This window comes from Mesorhizobium sp. B263B2A, from assembly GCF_020165775.1.
GTDB classification, from domain to species: domain Bacteria; phylum Pseudomonadota; class Alphaproteobacteria; order Rhizobiales; family Rhizobiaceae; genus Mesorhizobium; species Mesorhizobium opportunistum.
Genome location: NZ_JAIUIU010000020.1, coordinates 75,727 through 96,551, shown reverse-complemented (window position 1 = coordinate 96,551; position 20,825 = coordinate 75,727). Strand labels below are relative to the sequence as shown.

The following is a 20,825-nucleotide window of genomic DNA, read 5'->3' as shown; positions in this document are numbered from 1 at the left end:
GGCCCGTGGCATAAGGCGACGGCTGACCGGCGATCGCTACCACCCGGAAGAACATTACATGCGCGGCCCCGGACCGAAGACGCGGGCCAAATCCGCGAACCGCACGGGATCATGATGCACGGACCGCCGCGCGGCGCGAATTCGGCACCATCGCAACGCCCGCTGGCTGACACGCGCGCGCCTGACGAAGGTGACGGCGTCGACACTTCGCCCGATGTTTCCGACAGCATCGCCAAGACCACCTGCTACATGTGCGCCTGCCGCTGCGGCATCGACGTGCACATCAAGGATGGCAAGGTCCGCTACATCAACGGCAACAAGGACCATCCGGTCAATCGCGGCGTGATCTGCGGCAAGGGCAGCTCCGGCATTATGCAACACTACAGCCCGGCCCGGCTGAAGAAGCCCTTGTTGCGCACAGGCCCCCGCGGTTCGGGCGAGTTCCGCGAGATCGAGTGGGAAGAGGCGTTCGCGATCGCCACGGAACGGCTCTCCGCCATCCGCCGGACCGATCCGAAAAAACTCGCCTTCTTCACCGGCCGCGACCAGTCGCAATCCCTGACCGGCTGGTGGGCGAGCCAGTTCGGCACGCCGAACTTCGCTGCCCATGGCGGCTTCTGCTCGGTCAACATGGCGGCCGGCGGGCTCTATACGATCGGCGGTTCGTTCTGGGAGTTCGGCGAGCCCGACTGGGACAACACCAGATACTTCATGCTGTTCGGCGTTGCCGAGGATCATGATTCCAACCCGATCAAGATCGGCCTCGGCAAGCTCAAGGCGCGCGGCGCCAAGGTGGTGTCGATCAATCCTTGCCGGACCGGCTACAATGCCATTGCCGACGACTGGATCGGCATCCGGCCGGGCACCGACGGCCTGTTTGTCTTCGCGCTCATCCACGAATTGCTGAAGGCCGGCCGCGTCGATCTCGATTATTTGCTCCGCTACACCAATGCCCATATCCTCGTCGTGCAGGAGCCGGGCGCCTCCGACGATGGGCTGTTCATCCGCGATGCCGACGGCAATCCGCTGGCCTGGGACAGGGTTGCGAAGACCTCCATCAAGGCAACCGACCCGGAGGCGAAGCCGGCGCTGACCGGCAGCTTCGAGGTCGGCGGCCGTCGCTGTACGCCGGTGTTCCAGCTCATTGCCGACCGCTACCTTGACGAGAGCCATGCGCCGGATGCGGTCGCTGAGCGTTGCGGCATTCCGGCCGATACGATCCGCCGGATCGCCGCTGAGCTCGCCCATGTCGCCTTCGAACAGACGATCGAATTGCCGATAGCCTGGACCGACTGGGCCGGGCGCCGGCACGAGACGATCAAGGGTCGGCCGATTTCGATGCATGCCATGCGCGGCATCTCCGCCCATTCGAACGGTTTTCACACCTGTCGCGCCATCCATCTGCTCCAGGTGCTGCTCGGAACCGTGGATGTTCCCGGTGGCTTCCGTTTCAAGCCGCCCTACCCCAGATCCGCGCCGCCGGGCCCAAAACCCGCCGGCAAGATAACCAAGGCGATGACGCCTCTCGACGGCATGCCGCTTGGCTTCGTCTGTGGGCCGGACGATCTGCTGGTCGACAAAACAGGCACACCGCTTCGTATCGACAAGGCCTATTCGTGGGAGGCGCCACTGGCCGCGCACGGCCTGATGCACACCGTCATCCGCAATGCCTGGGCCGGCGATCCCTACCCGATCGACACGCTGATGATGTACATGTCGAACATGGCCTGGAATTCCTCGATGAATACCGTCGAGACCATGGCCATGCTGACCGACAGCGATGATGCGGGTAATTACAAGATCCCCTTCATCATCTATTCCGACGCCTATTATTCCGAGACGGTGCCATTCGGGGACCTCGTGCTGCCGGACACCACCTATCTCGAGCGGCATGACTGCATCAGCCTGCTCGACCGGCCGATCAGCCATGCCGACGGGCCGGGCGATGCCATCCGCCATCCCGTCGTCGAGCCGGACCGCGACGTCAGGCCGTTCCAGTCGGTGCTGATCGAACTCGGTGCGCGGCTTGGCCTGCCCGGCTTCGTCAGGGATGACGGTTCGGCCAGATATGCCGACTATGCCGACTATATCGTCAACCACGAGCGCACGCCGGGCATCGGCCCGCTTGCCGGCTGGCGCGGCCAGGATGGGACGTCGATCGGCAAGGGCGAGGCCAATCCGGACCAGTTGCAGCGTTACATCGACAATGGCGGCTTCTGGCACCACGACTTCGCTGACGACCAACGCTACTACAAGATGGCCAACCGCTCCTATCTCGACTTCGCCGTGCAGATGGGCTTCATCCCCACGGCGGAGCCGATCGTCTTCCAGCTTTATTCCGAGCCGTTGCAGCGCTTCCGCCTCGCCGCGCGAGGCCACGGCCGCGTCTTGCCGCCAGAGGGTGATCGCCAGCGCATCGAGACCTACATGGACCCGCTGCCGTTCTGGCACATGCCGTTCGAGGAAGCGGCCGTCGACCTCGAAAAATACCCGCTGCACGCGCTGACGCAGCGGCCGATGCACATGTATCATTCCTGGGGTTCGCAAAATGCGTGGCTCAGGCAAATCACCAGCCAGAACCGGCTGTTCGTGCATCACCGGACCGCCGCCGGCCTCGGTCTTGCCGACGATGACTGGGTGTGGATCGAAAGCGTCAATGGCAAGGTGAAGGGGCAGATCAAGCTGATCGACGGCGTCAACGAAAGCACGGTCTGGACCTGGAATGCGATTGGCAAGCGGCGCGGCAGCTGGGGGCTGAAGGACGACGCGGCCGAGAGCAATCGCGGCTTCCTGCTCAACCATGTCATCGGCGACCAGACCGCGGCGGACGCGCAGGGCAGACGCTATTCGAACTCCGATCCGGTCACCGGCCAGGCGGCATGGTTCGATCTGCGCGTGCGCATCGTCAAATGCGCTGATGAGGAATCCGGCTTCACCGAACCGCAATTCGAGCGGTTTCAACAGCCTCCGCATTTCGAGCCCGCGCCCGATAAATTGACCTTCGGCGCCGAATTCCGCACAAAAAGAGAAACCACCGGATGACCTGCCTTCCCTCCCACACCGACAAAAGGCTCGGCCTGGTCATCGACCTCGATACCTGCGTCGGTTGCCAGGCCTGCGTCACCGCTTGCAAGGAGTGGAATACCGGCGGCCACATGGCGCCGCTGACCGACATCGACCCCTATGGCGGCCATGCCGACGGCGTCTGGTTCAACCGTGTGCACAGTTACGAGCACACCACCGAGATGGGCGGGCGCACGGTCAACTTCCCACGCTCCTGCCTGCATTGCGAGACGCCGGCCTGCGTCACCGTCTGCCCGACCGGGGCCTCCTACAAGCGGGCCTCGGACGGCATCGTGCTGATCGACGAGGACAAGTGCATCGGCTGCAAACTGTGCAGCTGGGCCTGCCCTTATGGGGCCCGCGAATTCGACACCGATGTCGGGGTGATGAAGAAGTGCACGCTCTGCGTCGACCGCATCTACAACGATAATCTGGCCGAAGGGGACCGCGTGCCGGCCTGCGTCGCCGCGTGCCCGACCAGCGCCCGGCATTTCGGCGACCTCGGCGATCCCCAGTCAGCCGTCTCGCAACTGGTGGCGGAGCGCGGCGGCGTCGACCTGATGCCGGAACTCGGCTATCACCCGACCAACAAATACCTGCCGCCGCGCGCCCACACGCAGCGCGCCGCATCGGTGCCCGCCAAGCCGCTTGAGCCGGTGCGGGCCGAGGGCGGCTTCCTCGGCTGGGTCGACCGCATGCTTTCGAACTAGAACATGCATCCAGCCTTTTCCGTTGTCTTCTTCACCACTGCTACAGGCGCGGGCTACGGCCTTCTGGCGCTGCTCGGCGTGCTCGGAGGCCTCCAGATCATCCCGCCCGATTTCTGGCTCGGCCTCATCGGCCTGGGGCTGGCGCTCGGCTTGATCGCGGCCGGATTGTTGTCCTCGACCGGCCATCTCGGCAGGCCCGAACGCGCTTGGCGGGCGTTCTCGCAATGGCGCAGTTCATGGCTGTCGCGCGAAGGCGTTGCCTCCGTCATCACCTTCATCCCGGCGGGGCTGTTCGGCATCGGCTGGGTGTTCTTGGGCCGCACGGACGGCTGGGTCGGCATTGCCGGAATTCTGACGGCCTGTTGCGCGGTGGTCACCGTCTGCACCACAGGCATGATCTACGCGTCGCTGAAGCCGATCGCCCAGTGGCACAGCCGCTTCACCCTGCCCGGCTATCTCATCTTCTCGGCGATGACCGGCAGCGTGCTGTTGAATGCGCTGCTGCAGAGTTTTGATATCGGTTCGAAGACGCTTCTGGCGGCTTGTGTGCTGCTGACCGTGATCGGCTGGGGCTGGAAGCTGGCGACATGGCGCTACAACGACCGACTGGAGATCCCGACCACCGCCAACACCGCGACCGGCCTTGCCGGCGGCACGGTGCGATCGCTGGAGTGGCCGCATACCGAAGAAAATTACCTGCTCAAGGAAATGGGTTTTCGCATCGCGCGCAAGCATGGCGCACGCCTGCGCCAGATCACGCAAGCTCTGGCCTTTGCCTTGCCAGTCCTGCTTCTCGCCGTCACCTTTGCCCTGCCCTGGCCCTTTGCAGCGGTGCCGTCGGTGCTCGCCGCGATCGTCCAGTTCGCCGGCATGCCGGTCGAGCGCTGGCTATTCTTCGCCGAGGCGAAGCACACGGTCACGCTCTACTATGGACGTTGAGGTCAGCCGGGGCGCAGCATCGAGCCGGAGATGGCGAAGATGCGGTCGACGCCAAGCATGTAGGCCATCAGCGATTCCAGGCGGAACAGCCCGGCATAGGCGCGGTCGAGCACGTTGAGCGAACCGGTATAGGCGCCAAAGGCCGGCATGATCATGCGGCCACCGTCGCCGGCAAAGCAGCGCCTGCGCACCGAGCGGCCCTGCTGTACGATGCGCGCGCACGGATGCAGGTGACCCGATATCTCGCCCTCGACGCGCAGCTTGGATGGCTCATGCCGAAAAAGCAGCGAGCCGATCGCCAGTTCGCGCACGGTCTCGCCGGGCAGGTCGGCCGGCGCTTCCGGATCATGATTGCCAGCAACCCAGAACCAGTCGCGGCCTGCCATCAGCGCTTCCAGCCGCTCGCGAAAACTCGAATGCATGCGCTCGGCGCCGCCGCCATCATGGAAGCTGTCGCCCAGGCTGATGACGATCGAGGGTTGATAATCCGATATCACAGCCTGCAGCCGCAGCAATGTCGCGCCGGTGTCGTAAGGCGGGATCAGCGTGCCGCGCCTTGCCAGCGACGAGCCTTTTTCGAGATGCAGGTCCGATACCGCCAGAAGCCGAAGCTCGGGAAAGTAGAGCACGCCGCGCGGATCGCAGACCGCGCTCTCGCCGGCGATGCCGACAAGGTCGGCCTCGGCGATCAGCGATGTCCTCGCCAGCGAAAAGTTCATTCCTCGACCATCTCCGGCCCCATGGCCTCTGCGACCAGCGTCGCGGCATCCATCAACAGCGTTTCATCGGCTTCGCCGTTCACCGGCATCTTGCCGATCTCAAGCATGATCGGCACGGCAAGCGGCGAGATCTGTTCCAGATCCTTATGCACGATTCGACCTTGGATGCGCGAGAGCATGTCGGCAAGTCTGCTGACATCGAGCAGGCCGGCCGCGGCATCGGCACGTGTCGCCTGCAGCAGAACATGGTCGGGCTCGTGGCTGCGCAGCACATCGTAGATCAGGTCGGTGGATACCGTGACCTGGCGGCCGCTTTTCTCCTGGCCGGGATGGCGTTTTTCGATCAGTCCGGAAATCAGCGCGCAGTTGCGGAAGGTGCGCTTGAGAAGCCAGCTGTCGGCCAGCCAGGCTTCGAGGTCGTCGCCAAGCATATCCTGGTCGAAGAGCGCACCGAGCGAGGGCTTCCGGGCCTTGAACATCGCGCCCATATCACCCAGCGACCATATGGCCAGCGCGTAGTCGGTGGCGACGAAGCCGAGTGGTCTCGCGCCCGCCCGGTCGAGACGCCGGGTAAGCAGCATACCGAGCGTCTGGTGCGCCAGCCGGCCTTCAAAGGGATAGGCGACCAGATAATGGCGATTGCCGCGCGGAAAGGTCTCGATCAGCAGATCATCGCGTTTTGGCAGCACCGATTTGTCGGCCTGAAAGCTCAGCCAGTCGGCCACCTGCTCGGGCAGTTTCTTCCAGCGCCCCGGGTCGTCCAGCATGATGCGGACCTGCTCGGCAAGGTAGGTCGAAAGCGGGAACTTGCCGCCGCCATAATAGGGTACCTTGGCATCGCTGCCGGGCGCATTCGAGACGAAGCATTCGTTCTCGCGGATCCCTTCGAAGCGCAGCACCTTGCCGGCAAACATGAAGGTGTCGCCATGCGTCAAGGTTTCGAGAAAAGCCTCCTCGATCTTGCCGAGAACCCGGCCACCGCGTGAGGCCGAGCCCTTGCTGCCAGCCTGCACGTAGCGCACGTTCAATGCCGGCACTTCTATGATGGTGCCGACATTCAGCCTGTATTGCTGGGCGACGCGCGGATTGGAGACGCGCCATAGCCCATCCTTGTTGAGGCGGATGCGGGCGTAGCGCTCGTAATTTTTCAGCGCGTAGCCGCCGGTGGCGACGAAATCGATGACGCGGTCGAAGGTGGGCCGGTCGAGGCTGGCATAGGGCGCCGCCGTTCGCACTTCCTCGAACAGATCATCGGCACGGAACGGCGCGCCACAGGCGCAGCCGAGCACGTGCTGCGCCAGCACATCGAGCCCGCCATCGACCAGCGGCGGTGTATCCTGGGCGCCGAGATAGTTGGCGTCGAGCGCTGCCCGGCATTCCAGCACCTCGAAACGATTGGCCGGAATGAGGATCGCCTTCGACGGCTCGTCCATGCGATGGTTGGCGCGGCCAATGCGTTGCGCCAGTCGGCTCGCCCCCTTCGGCGCACCGACATGCACGACCAGATCGACGTCGCCCCAGTCAATGCCGAGATCGAGCGTCGAGGTGGCGACGATGGCGCGCAGTGCGTTCTCGCCCATCGCCTTCTCGACGCGCCGGCGCTGGGCGACATCGAGCGAGCCGTGATGCAAGGCGATCGGCAAGGTATCCTCGTTGACCCGCCATAATTCCTGGAACAGCAGCTCCGCCTGGCTGCGGGTGTTGACGAACAGCAACGTCGTCTTGTGGCGCTTGATCTCGCGATAGATCTCCGGCGTGGCGTAGCGCGCCGAATGTCCTGCCCAAGGCACGCGCTCTTCGGAATCGAGGATGGAAATCTCAGGCTTCGCGCCACCGGTGACAACGATCAATTCGGACATATCGCCGGGTGGATTCTGGCTAACCAGCCAGCGCCGCAATTCGTCCGGCTCGGCGACCGTCGCCGACAAGCCTATCGTCTGCAGGCCGGGCACGTAGCCGCGCAACCGCACCAGCCCGAGCGCCAGAAGATGGCCGCGTTTCGAGGTCACAAGCGAGTGCAATTCGTCGAGCACGACATAGCGCAGGTCCTCGAAGAAGCGCCGGGCGTCGGAGGCGGCGATGAGCAATGCCAACTGCTCGGGTGTGGTGAGCAGAATGTCGGGCGGCACCAGCTTCTGCCGCTGGCGCTTGTGGGAGGGCGTGTCGCCGGTGCGCGTCTCGATGGTGACGGGCAGGCCGATCTCTTCCACCGGCTTGCCGAGGTTGCGCTCAATGTCGACAGCCAGCGCCTTCAGCGGCGAGATGTAGAGCGTGTGGATGCCGCGATGCGCCTGCCCTGGCTTTCGCTTTGGCCTGACGGCGAGTTCGGTCAGCGAGGGAAGAAACCCAGCCAGCGTCTTGCCGGCGCCGGTCGGTGCGATCAGCAGCACCGATTGCCCGGCCTGGGCCTTCGCCAGGAGTTCGATCTGATGGGCGCGCGGCGACCAGCCTTTCTCGCCGAACCATCTGATGAATGGTTCGGGCAGGACGACGGCTGCATTCTGATTGGCAAGGCGCGGTTGCTCGGTCACGCTCCCAGAGGTAGCGCGACGGCGGCCCAACGCCAAGGAAAATCGGAACAAAAGGGGATCGAGCGGTTCTTCCTTCTCCCCCTGCGGGAGAAGGTGGATCGGCGCGCAGCGCCGAGACGGTTGAGGGGTGTTCCAGCGGAGTGAGACGTTGGCGTTCCCTGGAACACCCCTCATCCGTCGCCTTCGGCGACACCGCCCGGGGGCGAGCCACTTGTCTCGCCCCGTCCTTCGGACCCCACAAGGGGAGAAGGGAAGATCAGTGCTACGGCCTTCTGAACCCGGTCGGCCCACCGTAGAGATAGCCGATGCGGGCGATGGCGTCCTTCAGCCCTTCGCGCGAGACCAGCATGGTGTGGCCATTGGCGTGGATCATGGTCCCGGCATCGGTCATGACGGCGACATGGCCTTTCCAGAAGACGAGGTCGCCGCGCCGCAATTCTGAGAAATCAGCGCCCGGATCGAGCGGCTCGCCGATGCTTGCCGCCTGCATGTCGGAATCGCGCAGCACGTTTTTGCCGGCCATGCGCATCGCCAGTTGCACGAGGCCCGAGCAATCGATGCCGAAGCCGGAAACACCGCCCCAGAGATAGGGCGTGCCGAGAAACATCTCGGCCACCGAAACATAGTCGCTCGCCCTCTCACCGATCGGCCGAAGGTGACCTGATATGACGGCCTCGCCGGAAGGCAGGACAGCATAGTGCGTGCCCCTCGTTTCGGCGGCACCTGCCACGGTTACCGTCGATCCCATCGACAGCTGTCCGGCGATCGGGAAACGCAGGTCCGGACCAGGGTAGAGGAAGGTGCGCGGTACCGAGACGATATGGGTGGGCGCGCGGTCGCGTCCGCCCAGCATCATGTCGGCGACATAGCCGACATAGCCGTCGCGCTCTGCCTGGACCCAGGCCCAGCCTTCCCTGTCCTCGAAGACGAGGACATCATCACCGAACAGGAGCTGCGTGTTGATGCCGGCATCCGGACGCGGCGCCTTGCGCAGATCAGCAACGGAGGCGGTGACCCGGGCCGGCCGGCCGGCGACAAAGCGGTCGGCGGTAACCTCTCCTTTCAATCTTGCATCGGCAAGGTCGGAACGAAAGGCGTGAAGGCGGGCATCCCTGGCAGTCAAATCAGCAACTCGGTCAAGGTTGGTTGGTTAGATCGGCAGTTCGTGGGCTCTGGCAATGATACCATCGCCGAAGCGCTCGACAAAGAGCGCGCCCTCGACCGTGCGTTTGATCAGCACGTTGCGCTTGTCGAGCTCGTCGCGGTGGCGCGACACCAGTTTCAGCGCGCCCATCGTGTCGAGCGCGCGGGTGATGACCGGCTTGGTGACGTTGAGGCGGGCGGCGAGCCCGCGCACCGTGTGCGGCGGCGGATCGAGATAGATGGTGAACAGGATCGCCGTCTGGCGCATGGTCAGGTCGGGCGCATCGTCGCGCACCTGCGACAGCATCACTTGCTGCCACAGTCGCAAGGCCTGGCTTGGGCGCATCGCAATCGACATTGCGCCAGCATGGCGGCAAATTGTTTCGGTTCCGTTTCAGTCACGGCAATTTGCCGGCTCAGCCCACAGCTGTCAGCCGAAGCGTTTCGAGATGATCCGCTCCAACGCGCGAATACCCTGCGCCTCGCCGCCGGCGGGGCCGTGCGGGCGGTCGGCGGGGCTCCAGGCGAAGATATCGAAATGCGCCCAGCTCGCCGTCCTTTCGACAAAGCGCTTGAGGAACAGCGCCGCCGTGATCGAACCGGCGAAAGCGTCCGATGTGACATTGTTGATGTCGGCGATCTTCGACGACAGTTTCGCCTCATAGGGCCGCCACAGCGGCATGCGCCACAGCGGATCCTCGACCGCGGCGGAAGCCGCCGCCAGGTCGGAAGCCAGTACCTCGTCGCCGGTGTAGAACGGCGGCAGATCAGGGCCGAGCGCGACACGGGCAGCTCCGGTCAGCGTTGCCATGTCGACCAGCAGCTGAGGCTCCTCGTCATCGGCCAGCGCCAGCGCGTCCCCCAGCACGAGCCTCCCTTCAGCGTCCGTGTTGCCGATCTCGACTGAGATGCCCTTGCGGCTCGCCAGCACATCGCCCGGCCGGAAGGCGTTGCCGGCGATGGAATTCTCGACCGCCGGGATCAGCACGCGCAGCCGCACGTTCAGCCGGGCGGCCATGATCATCGAGGCCAGGCCAAGCACATTGGCCGCACCGCCCATGTCCTTCTTCATCAAAAGCATGCCGGATGACGGCTTGATGTCGAGACCGCCGGTGTCGAAACAGACGCCCTTGCCGACCAGCGTCACCTTCGGTGCGCCTTGTCGTCCCCATGTCATGTCGATCAGGCGCGGCGCGCCGACGGATGCGCGGCCGACGGCGTGGATCATCGGGAAATTTTGCGCAAGCAGGTCGTCGCCCTTGATGACCGAGACTTCGGCCTTGTGGACCTCGGCCAGGGTGCGCACCGCCGCCTCCAGATCGTCCGGCCCCATGTCGCTGGTCGGCGTGTTGACCAGGTCGCGTGTCAGGAAGACACCATCGGCGATGCGACGAACGCGCGCTGCATCGGCACCGGCCGGCAGGTCGAAGCGCAGCGTCTTGCCTGGCTTCTTGCCATAACGGGTAAAGACATAGCCGCCGAGCACCAACGCGATTGCCGCAAGTTGCGGATCGGCCGGCCCCGAGGCGAAATGCCAGTCGCCTTCGGGCAGGGCTTTCGCCAGCGCGCCGAGCGCGAGCGCGCCATCGCCGTCGCCAAGACCGAACAAGGCACCGGCGAGCGCGCCATTTTCGCCGGGCACGGCCAGCGTCCTGCCCGCCTCCCCGGAAAAGCCGTTGACGCCGGCCCAGGCGGCCATGGACGGCGCAAGGCCCGCGGCCTCCAGGCCATCCCTGGCGACCAGATGAACCGGCAGCGCGCCCTGCAATTTCTTCTCGACGAGTTCGACAGGCATCCGATGTTCTCCTGCCGACCCCTGGCGAGTCGGCGTTTCTTAACCGTCCGTTAGGGTTAACAGAATATTTCTGCGGGAGGAAAGATGGCCACGCAATGGCCGCGTATGAATGGAGGCCCAAGGCCGATGCCGACCAACCGCACGATCGACGCCAGGGGAAAACGGCTGATCACCACGACCTTCATGCTGGCGCTCGCAGCGGGTGTCGCCGGCTGTGGAACCAGCAATCTCACCACCGGCTCGATCGGCCGCACCACCAGCGGCAAACCGCTGGAGACCATGTCGGCGGGCGAACTCCACAATGCCACCGCTTCCCTGGGCCAGTCCTACTCCAGGAACCCGAACGACAAGCGAATCGCCACCAATTTCGCGGCCGCGCTGCAGATGGACGGCGATGCCGACCAGTCGCTTGCCGTGATGCGCAAGCTGGCGATCGCCTACCCCAAGGATCGCGACGTGCTCGCCTCGTATGGCAAGGCGCTGGCCGCCAATGGCCAGTTCGAAGCGGCGCTCGACGCCGTGCAGCGCGCACAGACGCCGGAATATCCCGACTGGAGGCTGGTGTCGGCGGAAGCGGCCATCCTCGATCAACTCGGCCAGAAGGACCAGGCGCGCCAGGACTATCGCAAGGCGCTCGAACTCAAGCCGAACGAGCCTTCGGTTCTCTCCAATCTCGGCATGTCCTATGTGCTGGCAGGCGATCTGCGCACCGCCGAGACCTACATGCGTTCGGCCGCACAGCAACCCACCGCCGACAGCCGCGTGCGTCAGAACCTCGCGCTCGTCGTCGGCCTGCAGGGTCGCTTCGACGAAGCCGAGAAGATCGCCTCGCAGGAACTCTCGCCCGAGCAGGCGCAGGCCAATGTCGCCTATCTCAGGCACATGCTGGCGCAGCAGAATGCCTGGAGCCAGCTCAAGGACCAGGACAAGGACAAGTCGAAGTCGGCGACCAACTGAAGCGCACCGCGCCGAAAGCGGATTCAGCCGGCGCGCTCAACTCACGATTTCATGCATGCGGATTTTCGGGCGACATGCATCAGGCGAAAATCCGTTGCGACCATGAATGAAAGCCGCGCTTGGTTCAGCGCGGCTTTTTTAGATGTCATGCGGGGATGTGCCGCCGTTACTGGGCAGTCGATGAGGCATGATCGCTGCCGAAGATGCCGCGCTGGCTGACCTGAATGCCGGCGGGACCCAGAATGATGGCGAAAAGCACCGGCAGGAAGAACAGGATCATCGGCACGGTGAGCTTTGGCGGCAGGGCTGCCGCCTTTTTCTCGGCGGCGTTCATGCGCTGGTCGCGGCTTTCGGCTGCAAGCACGCGCAACGCATGCGCCACCGGCGTGCCGTAACGCTCGGCCTGGACGAGTGCCTGCGACACCGACCTGACCGATTCCAGGCCGGTGCGGCTGGCCAAATTCTCGTAAGCCTGCTTGCGTTCCTGCAGATAGGAAAGCTCGGCGTTGGTCAGGATGAACTCTTCAGCCAGTGCCACCGATTGCGCGCCGATCTCGTCGGCGACCTTGCGGAGCGCGGCTTCGACCGACATGCCCGATTCCACGCAGATCAGCATCAGGTCGAGTGCATCCGGCCACGCCATCTGGATCGATTGCTTGCGCTTGGTGGCGCGGTTGTTGACATAGACAACCGGCGCATAGAAGCCGGCATAGGCAACGAGGATGCAAACGAACAGCCGGATGACCAGTGGCTTATCGGGCAATCCTCCGAGCACGAATATGTAGACCAGGGCCAACGCCAAGCCGACGAAAGGCAGCACGAGACGGAAGAACAGAAACCGCGTCAGCGGATTCTGGCCGCGAAAGCCGGCAACCTTGAGCTTCTGCAAGGTGCTTTCGTCGGCAAGGGCGCGGCGCAGATCGAGCCGGTCGACAATGTTGCGCATGCCGACCGACTGTTCTTCGCGCAAGCCCTTGCGCCGGCGATCGGCCTCGGTGGCCAGCCGCGCGCGCTGCTTGGCGCGAAGCTCATCCCGCTCCAGCGCGACCGATTTCATGCGCGACTTGAGCTGGTTTCCGCTGAACGCCGGCAGCAGTGTAAAGACGGTCGCGAACACCGCGATGGCGACGAGCAGCGCGATCAGGAGGCTCGGATCGGTCAGTGATTTGATGACTTGATCGGTCATGTCGCGATCCTAGACCTCGAAGTTCATCATCTTGCGCATCACCAGGATGCCGATTGACATCCAGACTGCCGAACAGCCGAGGATGAGATTTCCAACGCTGGTGTTGAACAGCGGCATCAGGTAGCTCGGGCTCGACAGGTAGACGAGAAACGCGACGATGAAAGGCAGCGCGCCGATGATGGCGGCCGACGCCTTTGCCTCCATCGACAGCGCCTGGACCTTGGCCTTCATTTTCTTGCGATCACGAAGCACCCGCGAAAGATTGCCCAACGCCTCGGAGAGATTGCCACCGGCCTGCGACTGGATCTGGATAACGATGCCGAAGAAGCTCGCCTCGGTGCATGGCATGGTTTCGGGCATGCGCAAGGTTGCGTCGGGGATCGACAGGCCCATCTGCTGCGAATCGACGATGCGGCGAAACTCGGTCTTCACCGGCTCGGGGGCTTCGTTGGCGATCAGGCGCACGGCATCGTTCAGCGGCAGGCCGGATTTGACGGCGCGCACGATGATGTCGAGCGCGTTTGGAAACTCGTTGAGGAACGCCTTGACGCGCCGGCTGCGGCGAAATGAAACGAACCAGCGCGGCAGGCCGAGCGCACCGGCCAGCAGCACGCCGGGCAAGACGATCAGCGGCGCCCCGGCCACGAACGCGAGCACTGTCAGCGCGATGCCGCATATGGCGGAATAGATATAGAAACGCTCGATCGGAACCTTCATCCCAGCCTGGCGAAGCTGTGCCTTCAGGGGCGGCTTCTTGATGGCGCTGTCCTTGGATTTCTGCTTCTCGTCGAGTTCCTTGAGCGAATCCTGGACCGATTTGCGGCGCTTGGCCGCGTCCGTCGCGCGGTCGCGCGTGGCCTTGACGACGGAACGGTCGGTCTCCGCGGCCTTGATCGTTTCAAGCCGCTTGCCGGTCTGTCTCTCATTGCTGATCTGGTTGAACAGAAATGCATAGGCGACCGCGCCGGCGCTGAAGCCGGCGAGCACGACAAACGCCAATACAGTGCCGTCAATTCCAAACATCGACCAGAACCTTCACGCCTGCGGGTACGTCAGTCAGCGCGTTTCTCCATCGCCTCGAGCGCTATGGCGAGGCGCTGCTCCTCGCCGTAGTAGCGAGCCCGTTCCCAGAAATGCGGACGGCCGATGCCGGTCGAGACGTGCTCTCCCAGCAGCCTGCCGTTGGCGTCCTCGCCCTTGATATTGTAGAGGACGATATCCTGCGTGATGACGACGTCGCCTTCCATCCCGATCACCTCGGTGATGTGGGTGATGCGACGCGAACCGTCGCGCAGGCGGGCCGCCTGGATGATCACATCGATGGAGCCGACGACGATTTCGCGCACGGTTTTCTGCGGCAGCGAGTAACCGCCCATGGCGATCATGGATTCGATACGGTTCAGGCATTCGCGCGGGCTGTTCGAGTGGATCGTTCCCATCGAGCCGTCGTGGCCGGTGTTCATCGCCTGCAGAAGGTCGAACACCTCGGGTCCGCGCACTTCGCCGACGATGATGCGCTCGGGTCGCATGCGCAGGCAGTTCTTGACCAGATCGCGCATCGTCACCTCGCCTTCGCCTTCGAGGTTGGGCGGACGGGTTTCCAGGCGCACGACATGCGGCTGCTGCAGTTGCAGTTCCGCCGAATCCTCGCAAGTGATGACGCGCTCCTCGCGGTCGATGTAGTTGGTCAGGCAGTTGAGCAGTGTCGTCTTGCCGGAGCCGGTGCCCCCCGAGATGACGATGTTGCAGCGAACACGGCTGATGATCTTGAGGACTTCGGCTCCCTGTGGCGAGATGGCGCCGAACTTGACCAGCTGATCGAGCGTCAGCTTGTCCTTCTTGAACTTGCGGATGGTGAGCGCGGTGCCATCGATGGCGAGCGGCGGCGCGATGACGTTGACGCGGGAGCCGTCGGGAAGGCGGGCGTCGCAGATCGGGCTGGATTCATCGACACGGCGGCCGACCTGGCTGACGATGCGCTGGCAGATGTTGAGAAGCTGCTGGTTGTCACGAAAGCGGATCGGGGTCTGTTCGACCTTGCCGTTGACTTCGATGTAGACGTTCTTGGAGCCGTTGACCATGATGTCGGCGATGTCGTCACGGGCAAGCAATGGCTCGAGCGGCCCATAGCCAAGCACGTCGTTGCAGATGTCCTCGAGCAGTTCCTCCTGCTCGGCGATCGACATCGCGAAATTCTTGATCGCGATGATGTCGTTGACGATGTCGCGGATTTCCTCGCGCGCGCTTTCGGGATCGAGTTTGGCGAGCTGCGACAGGTCGATCGTGTCGATGAGCGCCGAGAACACCTGGCTCTTGGTGTCGTAATAGGTCTCACTCTTTTCGCGGCCACGCTTGGGCTCCGGCGCGACGGGCGGCGCCTCGACCGCGCGGCGAACCGTCGGTGCGACAGGTGCGCTCGGCTGCGGCGCTGCCGCCGGCCGTGCAAGAACCGCCGTGTCAGCCGAACCCGCGGCTGCCGGTGCGGCCGGCGCAGGTGCCGGCTGGCGAAATTCCGGCGTGAACCGGTTGCCGTCGTCGTTGCCTCGTTTACCAAACATGATCGACTACCGATCCCACTGCGTCACTTCTTGTTGCGCGACAGCTTGCCGAGCAGACTGCCCAGGCCAGCCTTCTTTTTCGTCTTGATCTCGCTGCGGCCGGTCAGCACATGAGCAATCTCGTTGATCGTGGCCACAACCGGGTTCTTGGCATCCATCTCGCCGAGCATACGCCCGTTGTTGGCGGCATTGCCGAACAGGACCGGATCAAAGCCGATGACCGACATCGGCGTCAGGCCGAGCGGCTCGGCGAAATCGGAAGGCGAAATCTCCGGTCGCTTGGGGATCCCGGCCTGGTTGATGATCAGCTTTGGCGGCGGGTCGTTGGGACGAAGCCGCTTCAACATGTCGACCAGGTTTTTGGTATTGCGCAGGTTGGCCAGCTCCGGCGTCGCCGTGATGACGATCTCGTCGGCCTTGACCAGCGTGTTCTTGGCCCACCCGGTCCAGACATGGGGAACGTCGAGCACCAGGAGCGGCACGCTGCGCTGCGCGGTATCGACAAGTTGCGCAAAGGCATCCGGATCGAAGTCGTAGACGCGTTCCAGTGTCGAAGGCGCCGCGAGCAGCGACAGGTGCTCGGCACACTGGGTCAGCAGCCGGTCGAGATAGACTTCGTCTATGCGCTCGGGCGAAAACACCGCTTCGGCGATGCCCTGTGCCGGATCCTGGTCGAAATTGATGTTGGCGGTGCCGAAGGCGAGGTCGAGGTCGGCAACGACGACCTCGGATTTGAAGAGAGAAGACATCGCCCAGGCTACATTGTGGGCGATCGTCGAGGAGCCGACGCCGCCCTTGGCGCCAATGAAGGCGACCGAGCGGCCGAGCGGTTCAGCCTCCGGATCGACGAAAATCGACGACACGACACTGACGATGTCGGCCATCGAGACCGGCGCGATGACATATTCGGAGATGCCGGAGCGGATGAGTTCGCGATAGAGGCCGACATCATTGTAGTGGCCGATCACCACCACTTTCGAGGACGGATCGCAGTACTCCGAGAGCTGGGCGAGTTGCTCCAGCAGTTGCTTGGGTTCGCTGCGCGACTCGAGCAGGATCAGATTGGGCGTCGGCGCCGACTGATAGAACTCGATTGCGGTGGGAACGCCGCCCATGTGGACCTTGAGATGCGCCTTGGTCATGCGGCGGTCCTCGCCGGCCCGCTCGACCGGATTGGCAACGCCCTCCGTCTCGCAGAATGCCTGGATCGAGATGCGCGGTATCGGCCGCAACGCCTGCATCGCGGCGATGTCCTGCGGCGAGGTATCGCCGCCATCCACGGTGGCGTCATAGGCGAGGTTGCTCATGGTCATGCTCTTTCCGTGGCCTGTTCTTTGCGTAGCCTGTTCTTGCGTGACTTCTCTTTCCCGAGGGCGGCTCAGTAGGTCACTTCCGAATTGCCGAGGAACTCATCCGAAATGCCCCTGCTGCGGTAGACATCGATCACCGCGCCACGATTTTCCGCATCGATGGTGGTCTGCTTGCGCGGTCCGAGCAGATCGGCCGGATTGGCCATCTGGGCGGCGAGATTGTTCTGATAGGAGCAGCCGAAGTCGGCGTAGTGCTTGTTCTCGGACGACTCGACCAGATCTTCGGGCCAGCGTCCGCATTTGTCGGTCTGGGCCCTCACCGCGATAAAGGAGACGCGAACCGGGGCCGATGCCTCGCTCGACCCAGCCTGATAGGAGACCACGGCGATCCGGTTGCGCTTGATGCCGCTGGCGACCGCGAGCCTGGCGAAATCACGGCCGGCCGCCCTTGCGGCAACCTCGTTGGCCGATCCGCTGGGAATCTGGATGGTCAACGCCGGAGCGGCACTCTTGTCATAGCCATCGAGGAAACCCAGAAGCGTATCGCGTTGCGAGCCGGTCATGCCGCGGTCGCCGGCACCGACGGGCAGGTCGATCTTCTGGTTCTTTTCCGCGATGACGATGGGATGGTTGGTGCGATAGTCGTCCGGAATGGCGCCGACGGTGACACTGTCGCGCTGGGCGCAACCGGCCAGCAGAGCCGTTGCCGCCACCGCCAGGACCGGAAGGGCGCGCAGCCAGATCCGCGAACGGCCAGGGCGCATCGTGGCGATGCTTGTCTTCAACGCTGACTGAGACATGTCCGCTTCCCCATTCACTTGTAGATGTAGCCGACAACGCCGTGGTACCGGCCGTTGGGCTTGTCGGTCTGCATGGTGCCGTAGACGCGATTGACCTTGCCAAGGAACATGGCGGCGCCATCGCTGGCAGCGTTGAAATTGTCATCCGGCTTGGCGAGATCGTTGCGCGCCACCGGCTTCACCAGATAAGGAGTGATGATGATCACCAGCTCGGTCTCGTTGCGCACGAAATCCCTGCTGCGGAAGAGCGCACCGAGCACCGGGATCTTCGTCAATCCAGGCAACCCGTTGACGGCTTGCCTGACATCGTCGCGCACCAGGCCGGCGATCATCATGGAGCCGCCCGAGGGCAGTTCGACGGTCGTATCCGCAAGACGCTTGCGCAGCGACAGGGCATTCATGCCGACACTCGTGTTGGACGTGGAGGACGACACGGATCCTTCGGTTGTCGGTTCGGAAACCGAGGTTCTAACTTTCAGGCTTATGCGACCGGGCGACAAAACCACCGGCTGGAATTCCAGGCCGATGCCGTACTCGATCTTGTCGACCGAATAGGTCTTCAGGCCGGTCTGGTTGTCGGCGGACACGTTCGCGGAGACGCCGGTCACCATGTTGTATTCACCGCCAACCTTGAAGGTCGCCTTTTCTCCAGACACGGCGGTCAAGGTCGGCTCTGCCAGGGTCTTCATGACTCCCGACTGCTCCATTGCGTTGATATAGGCCTGCAGCCCCGAAGCATTGATACTGAAGCCCGCATTCGACAACGGCTTGCCTAGACCCGTGAAAGGGTCACTGAGCGCGCCGTAGCTGATGCCGTTGCTGCCGCCGCTGCCAACCATGTTGACACCGAGCTGCTTCATCACCGAGCGGCTGACTTCAGCGACGGTCACTTTCAGCGTCACCTGGTCGTCACCGATGATCTGCAGGAGGTTGACGATCTTGCTGGTGCGGCGTTCCTGGTCGGGGTTGTTGATGTCGACACCGCTCTGGGCCGAGCCGCCGGCCGCGGTCTGCGAATATTGTCCTGTCGTTGCTTCACCGCCCGAGACGAAGATGGTCGCCAGATCAACGGCTCGTTTCGAGTCCAGCGGCGTATCGACCGTTCCGGTCAGGACGACGTTGTCGTTCAGCAGTTCCACCTTGATATCCGAGGTCGGAATAAAGCGCCTGATGTAGTCTTCCAGGCCGGCGACGTCGCGTTCGACGGCCAGATCCAGGCTGGCGATCTGTTCGCCGTTCGGACCGAAGACGAAGATGTTGGTCTCGCCGACCGCCTTGCCGAACAGGTAGATACGCCTTGCGGTGCGGGTCACGGCATCGGCAACGGACGGGTTGGCGACGAGAATGTCGTAGGCATCGCTCGGCAGGTCTATGACCACCGACTTGTTGAGGCCAAGCTTGACACGCTGGGAGGCCGTGGTGGCCGTCACCTGCGTACTCTTGGCCTCGACAACGCCCTGCACGTTCGTCCCGACAAGCAGGAGGCCGAATGCCGCGGCCACGATCGCTGGCAGTTTACCGCTTAGCCTCATTTCCTTGCCCCTACTTCGGAAACTTCGCCCGACTTGATCAGTCTCACCGTTCCCTTGCGGCCATTGCCGGAAACGAGATAGTCGGCCTCGTCCACATTCTTTTCCTGGGTGTCCGTGATCGCCCGCAGCGCCAGTGTCAGGCGATCCGCCATCTGCTGGGCGACGGTGATGATCTCCGCCTGCTTGGGTGTGAGTTCCAGCGTGGCGGTCTGGCCCACCCTGGTCTTCTTGCCTTCCTCGTCCTCCTGGATGGTCTGATCGATTGCCAGGACGCGGATGTTCTTGAGGATGGTTTCGGTGTTGAAGCCGGTGCTGCCGCTGTTGGCATCCGCCCTGCGGGTCATGATGACGTCGACAAAATCATTGGGAAGGATGAAGCCGCCGGCCGACGTGTCGGCCGATATGGTCGTGGCGACCGCCCGCATCCCGGAAGGCAGGATCGACGACATGAAGCTTTGCCCCTCGCCGATCAGCTTAGAACGCCGAACAGGTTCGCCCGCGTACATCCCCACACGGGCTATCGACCCCTTCAGTTTCTCCAGCGCGTCGGGAGCCGTGGCCTTGGTGATGAAGTTCGCGTTGATGCCGTCTGCTGGCCAGGACTGCCAGGCGATGTTGTTCTCGAGCTGGTTGCCCATCGCGACATCGCCCGAAAGCACAAGCACGTCCTGGAGAGCCACCGCGGGAGCCTTGGGGCCGGAATCGACGACGATCTGGGCGGGTGGCGGGGCGACCATGTTCTTCGCGACGTAGCCAGCACCACCCGCCGCGGCTACCGCCACGCTTAAGATAATCAATCGGGATGCTGGCATCTGTCCGAACCCTCGCCCTTGGCAAACCACGTAGCCAAGGCGGACTTTGCAGCGGCAATCGTCAAAACAAGGTTAATGTAATGCTTACGATCGTGATTAATTTAAGGTTTACATAAATTAGACGGATCGGGCCGCAGCCCAGCAATGCTGCCGGCCAGACCCTTTTCAAGGCCAAGCCCAACGACACAAATCAGGAAAAGAAATTAGGACTGAACTCAGCTCGCCAACCTTGCCAGCGCCCAGACCATCAAGGGCGAATCCGGATAGGTCAGCAGCCCACCCAGGCCGAGAGCGATCCCGTATGGAACACCGGCCGACTCTTCGGCGAAATGACGCAGGAATGGATTGCGGCCGGTAATTACCGCCAGCGGCGACTTGCGATAAAGCACGATGGCGAGCGTCAGCAGGCCGCCGATGAACGTCGAGACAACAAGGTACTCGACGAGATGCACGTTGAGCCCCATCCACACGGCCGTGGCGGCCAGCAGCTTGGCGTCGCCTCCGCCCATGCCGCCCATCGCGAACAGGCCGAACGTCACGGCCAGAATCAGCGCGCCGGCGGCAAAATGCCAACCGTATGTTGCCCATTCCATGCCCGTCAGCGGCGCAACCAGTGCAAAGACGATAACGAGCAGCACCGACACGCGGTTGGCTATCGTCATCGACAGCATGTCGGAGATTGCCGCGAACAGCATGCAGAACGGAAAGACGACGAAGATCAGGGCTTCAAGCATCGGCGCTATGCCTATTGTGCGAATTCCACCGGGTTC

General features: G+C 63.4%; 17 protein-coding genes. 4 read left to right on the top strand and 13 right to left on the bottom strand.

The window, feature by feature from the left end; translation table 11 throughout:
* Positions 1-111 precede the first annotated feature (111 nt).
* The 3 genes from LB568_RS25985 to LB568_RS25975 are packed head-to-tail and all read left to right on the top strand — an operon-like array spanning position 112 to position 4,712.
* A complete protein-coding gene (locus tag LB568_RS25985) occupies positions 112-3,042 on the top strand; it encodes a molybdopterin oxidoreductase family protein (protein WP_224731610.1) in 2,931 nt (976 codons plus the stop codon).
* Positions 3,039-3,773, top strand: a complete 735-nt coding sequence (locus tag LB568_RS25980; protein ID WP_224731609.1) for a 4Fe-4S dicluster domain-containing protein — start codon at positions 3,039-3,041, stop codon at positions 3,771-3,773. Before LB568_RS25985 ends, LB568_RS25980 begins: the two co-directional genes overlap by 4 nt.
* Positions 3,774-3,776: 3 nt before the next feature.
* Positions 3,777-4,712 carry a dimethyl sulfoxide reductase anchor subunit family protein gene (locus LB568_RS25975; protein WP_224731608.1) on the top strand — a complete coding sequence of 312 codons (936 nt, stop codon included), beginning with the start codon at positions 3,777-3,779 and terminating at the stop codon, positions 4,710-4,712.
* A 2-nt stretch (positions 4,713-4,714) separates the two neighbouring features.
* Here LB568_RS25975 and pdeM read toward each other — a convergent pair whose 3' ends face one another.
* From pdeM to LB568_RS25950, 5 genes are all read right to left on the bottom strand, one after another.
* Positions 4,715-5,431, bottom strand: coding sequence for a ligase-associated DNA damage response endonuclease PdeM (gene pdeM / locus LB568_RS25970; RefSeq protein WP_224731607.1), 717 nt, complete (start codon positions 5,429-5,431; stop codon positions 4,715-4,717).
* Positions 5,428-7,962 carry a ligase-associated DNA damage response DEXH box helicase gene (locus tag LB568_RS25965; protein ID WP_224731606.1) on the bottom strand — a complete coding sequence of 845 codons (2,535 nt, stop codon included), beginning with the start codon at positions 7,960-7,962 and terminating at the stop codon, positions 5,428-5,430. The genes pdeM and LB568_RS25965 overlap by 4 nt, the downstream gene beginning before the upstream one ends.
* Positions 7,963-8,224: 262 nt before the next feature.
* Positions 8,225-9,085 (bottom strand): NlpC/P60 family protein, encoded by an 861-nt coding sequence (locus tag LB568_RS25960; RefSeq protein WP_224731605.1) that lies wholly within the window; start codon positions 9,083-9,085, stop codon positions 8,225-8,227.
* Positions 9,086-9,112: 27 nt separating this feature from the next.
* The gene (locus LB568_RS25955) at positions 9,113-9,463 is read right to left on the bottom strand and encodes a MarR family winged helix-turn-helix transcriptional regulator (RefSeq protein ID WP_010913361.1); all 351 of its coding nucleotides are present in this window, start codon (positions 9,461-9,463) and stop codon (positions 9,113-9,115) included.
* A gap of 72 nt (positions 9,464-9,535) precedes the next feature.
* Positions 9,536-10,900, bottom strand: coding sequence for a leucyl aminopeptidase family protein (locus LB568_RS25950; protein ID WP_224731604.1), 1,365 nt, complete (start codon positions 10,898-10,900; stop codon positions 9,536-9,538).
* Between the two features lie 126 nt (positions 10,901-11,026).
* Between LB568_RS25950 and LB568_RS25945 the strand changes: the two genes are divergently transcribed.
* A complete protein-coding gene (locus LB568_RS25945; RefSeq protein WP_224731603.1) occupies positions 11,027-11,857 on the top strand; it encodes a tetratricopeptide repeat protein in 831 nt (276 codons plus the stop codon).
* 166 nt (positions 11,858-12,023) lie between these two features.
* Here the strand turns inward: LB568_RS25945 and LB568_RS25940 are convergent, their stop codons facing one another.
* The 8 genes from LB568_RS25940 to LB568_RS25905 form a co-directional block, all read right to left on the bottom strand.
* Positions 12,024-13,043, bottom strand: coding sequence for a type II secretion system F family protein (locus LB568_RS25940; RefSeq protein ID WP_013897304.1), 1,020 nt, complete (start codon positions 13,041-13,043; stop codon positions 12,024-12,026).
* A gap of 9 nt (positions 13,044-13,052) precedes the next feature.
* A complete protein-coding gene (locus LB568_RS25935; RefSeq protein WP_140570039.1) occupies positions 13,053-14,066 on the bottom strand; it encodes a type II secretion system F family protein in 1,014 nt (337 codons plus the stop codon).
* A 29-nt stretch (positions 14,067-14,095) separates the two neighbouring features.
* Complete coding sequence (locus tag LB568_RS25930; protein WP_140570042.1) at positions 14,096-15,601, bottom strand: CpaF family protein; 1,506 nt, start codon at positions 15,599-15,601, stop codon at positions 14,096-14,098.
* Between the two features lie 23 nt (positions 15,602-15,624).
* The gene (locus tag LB568_RS25925; protein WP_032923236.1) at positions 15,625-16,914 is read right to left on the bottom strand and encodes an AAA family ATPase; all 1,290 of its coding nucleotides are present in this window, start codon (positions 16,912-16,914) and stop codon (positions 15,625-15,627) included.
* Between the two features lie 65 nt (positions 16,915-16,979).
* On the bottom strand, positions 16,980-17,711 hold the full coding sequence (locus LB568_RS25920) for a CpaD family pilus assembly protein (protein WP_013897308.1): 732 nt from the start codon (positions 17,709-17,711) through the stop codon (positions 16,980-16,982).
* A gap of 14 nt (positions 17,712-17,725) precedes the next feature.
* Positions 17,726-19,243, bottom strand: a complete 1,518-nt coding sequence (locus LB568_RS25915) for a type II and III secretion system protein family protein (RefSeq protein WP_013897309.1) — start codon at positions 19,241-19,243, stop codon at positions 17,726-17,728.
* On the bottom strand, positions 19,240-20,055 hold the full coding sequence (gene cpaB, locus LB568_RS25910; protein ID WP_224731602.1) for a Flp pilus assembly protein CpaB: 816 nt from the start codon (positions 20,053-20,055) through the stop codon (positions 19,240-19,242). Before cpaB ends, LB568_RS25915 begins: the two co-directional genes overlap by 4 nt.
* Before the next feature lie 215 nt (positions 20,056-20,270).
* Positions 20,271-20,789, bottom strand: a complete 519-nt coding sequence (locus tag LB568_RS25905) for a prepilin peptidase (RefSeq protein WP_013897311.1) — start codon at positions 20,787-20,789, stop codon at positions 20,271-20,273.
* Positions 20,790-20,825: the final 36 nt, after the last annotated feature.

What these genes read in the sequence shown, in the direction of transcription:
- LB568_RS25985 (WP_224731610.1), top strand. Translation starts at nt 112, where the DNA reads ATGATGCACGGACCGCCGCGCGGCGCGAATTCGGCACCATCGCAACGC.
- LB568_RS25980 (WP_224731609.1), top strand. Translation starts at nt 3,039, where the DNA reads ATGACCTGCCTTCCCTCCCACACCGACAAAAGGCTCGGCCTGGTCATC.
- LB568_RS25975 (WP_224731608.1), top strand. Translation starts at nt 3,777, where the DNA reads ATGCATCCAGCCTTTTCCGTTGTCTTCTTCACCACTGCTACAGGCGCG.
- pdeM (WP_224731607.1), bottom strand. Translation starts at nt 5,431, where the DNA reads ATGAACTTTTCGCTGGCGAGGACATCGCTGATCGCCGAGGCCGACCTT.
- LB568_RS25955 (WP_010913361.1), bottom strand. Translation starts at nt 9,463, where the DNA reads ATGTCGATTGCGATGCGCCCAAGCCAGGCCTTGCGACTGTGGCAGCAA.
- LB568_RS25950 (WP_224731604.1), bottom strand. Translation starts at nt 10,900, where the DNA reads ATGCCTGTCGAACTCGTCGAGAAGAAATTGCAGGGCGCGCTGCCGGTT.
- LB568_RS25945 (WP_224731603.1), top strand. Translation starts at nt 11,027, where the DNA reads ATGCCGACCAACCGCACGATCGACGCCAGGGGAAAACGGCTGATCACC.
- LB568_RS25940 (WP_013897304.1), bottom strand. Translation starts at nt 13,043, where the DNA reads ATGACCGATCAAGTCATCAAATCACTGACCGATCCGAGCCTCCTGATC.
- LB568_RS25935 (WP_140570039.1), bottom strand. Translation starts at nt 14,066, where the DNA reads ATGTTTGGAATTGACGGCACTGTATTGGCGTTTGTCGTGCTCGCCGGC.
- LB568_RS25930 (WP_140570042.1), bottom strand. Translation starts at nt 15,601, where the DNA reads ATGTTTGGTAAACGAGGCAACGACGACGGCAACCGGTTCACGCCGGAA.
- LB568_RS25925 (WP_032923236.1), bottom strand. Translation starts at nt 16,914, where the DNA reads ATGACCATGAGCAACCTCGCCTATGACGCCACCGTGGATGGCGGCGAT.
- LB568_RS25920 (WP_013897308.1), bottom strand. Translation starts at nt 17,711, where the DNA reads ATGTCTCAGTCAGCGTTGAAGACAAGCATCGCCACGATGCGCCCTGGC.
- LB568_RS25915 (WP_013897309.1), bottom strand. Translation starts at nt 19,243, where the DNA reads ATGAGGCTAAGCGGTAAACTGCCAGCGATCGTGGCCGCGGCATTCGGC.
- cpaB (WP_224731602.1), bottom strand. Translation starts at nt 20,055, where the DNA reads ATGCCAGCATCCCGATTGATTATCTTAAGCGTGGCGGTAGCCGCGGCG.
- LB568_RS25905 (WP_013897311.1), bottom strand. Translation starts at nt 20,789, where the DNA reads ATGCTTGAAGCCCTGATCTTCGTCGTCTTTCCGTTCTGCATGCTGTTC.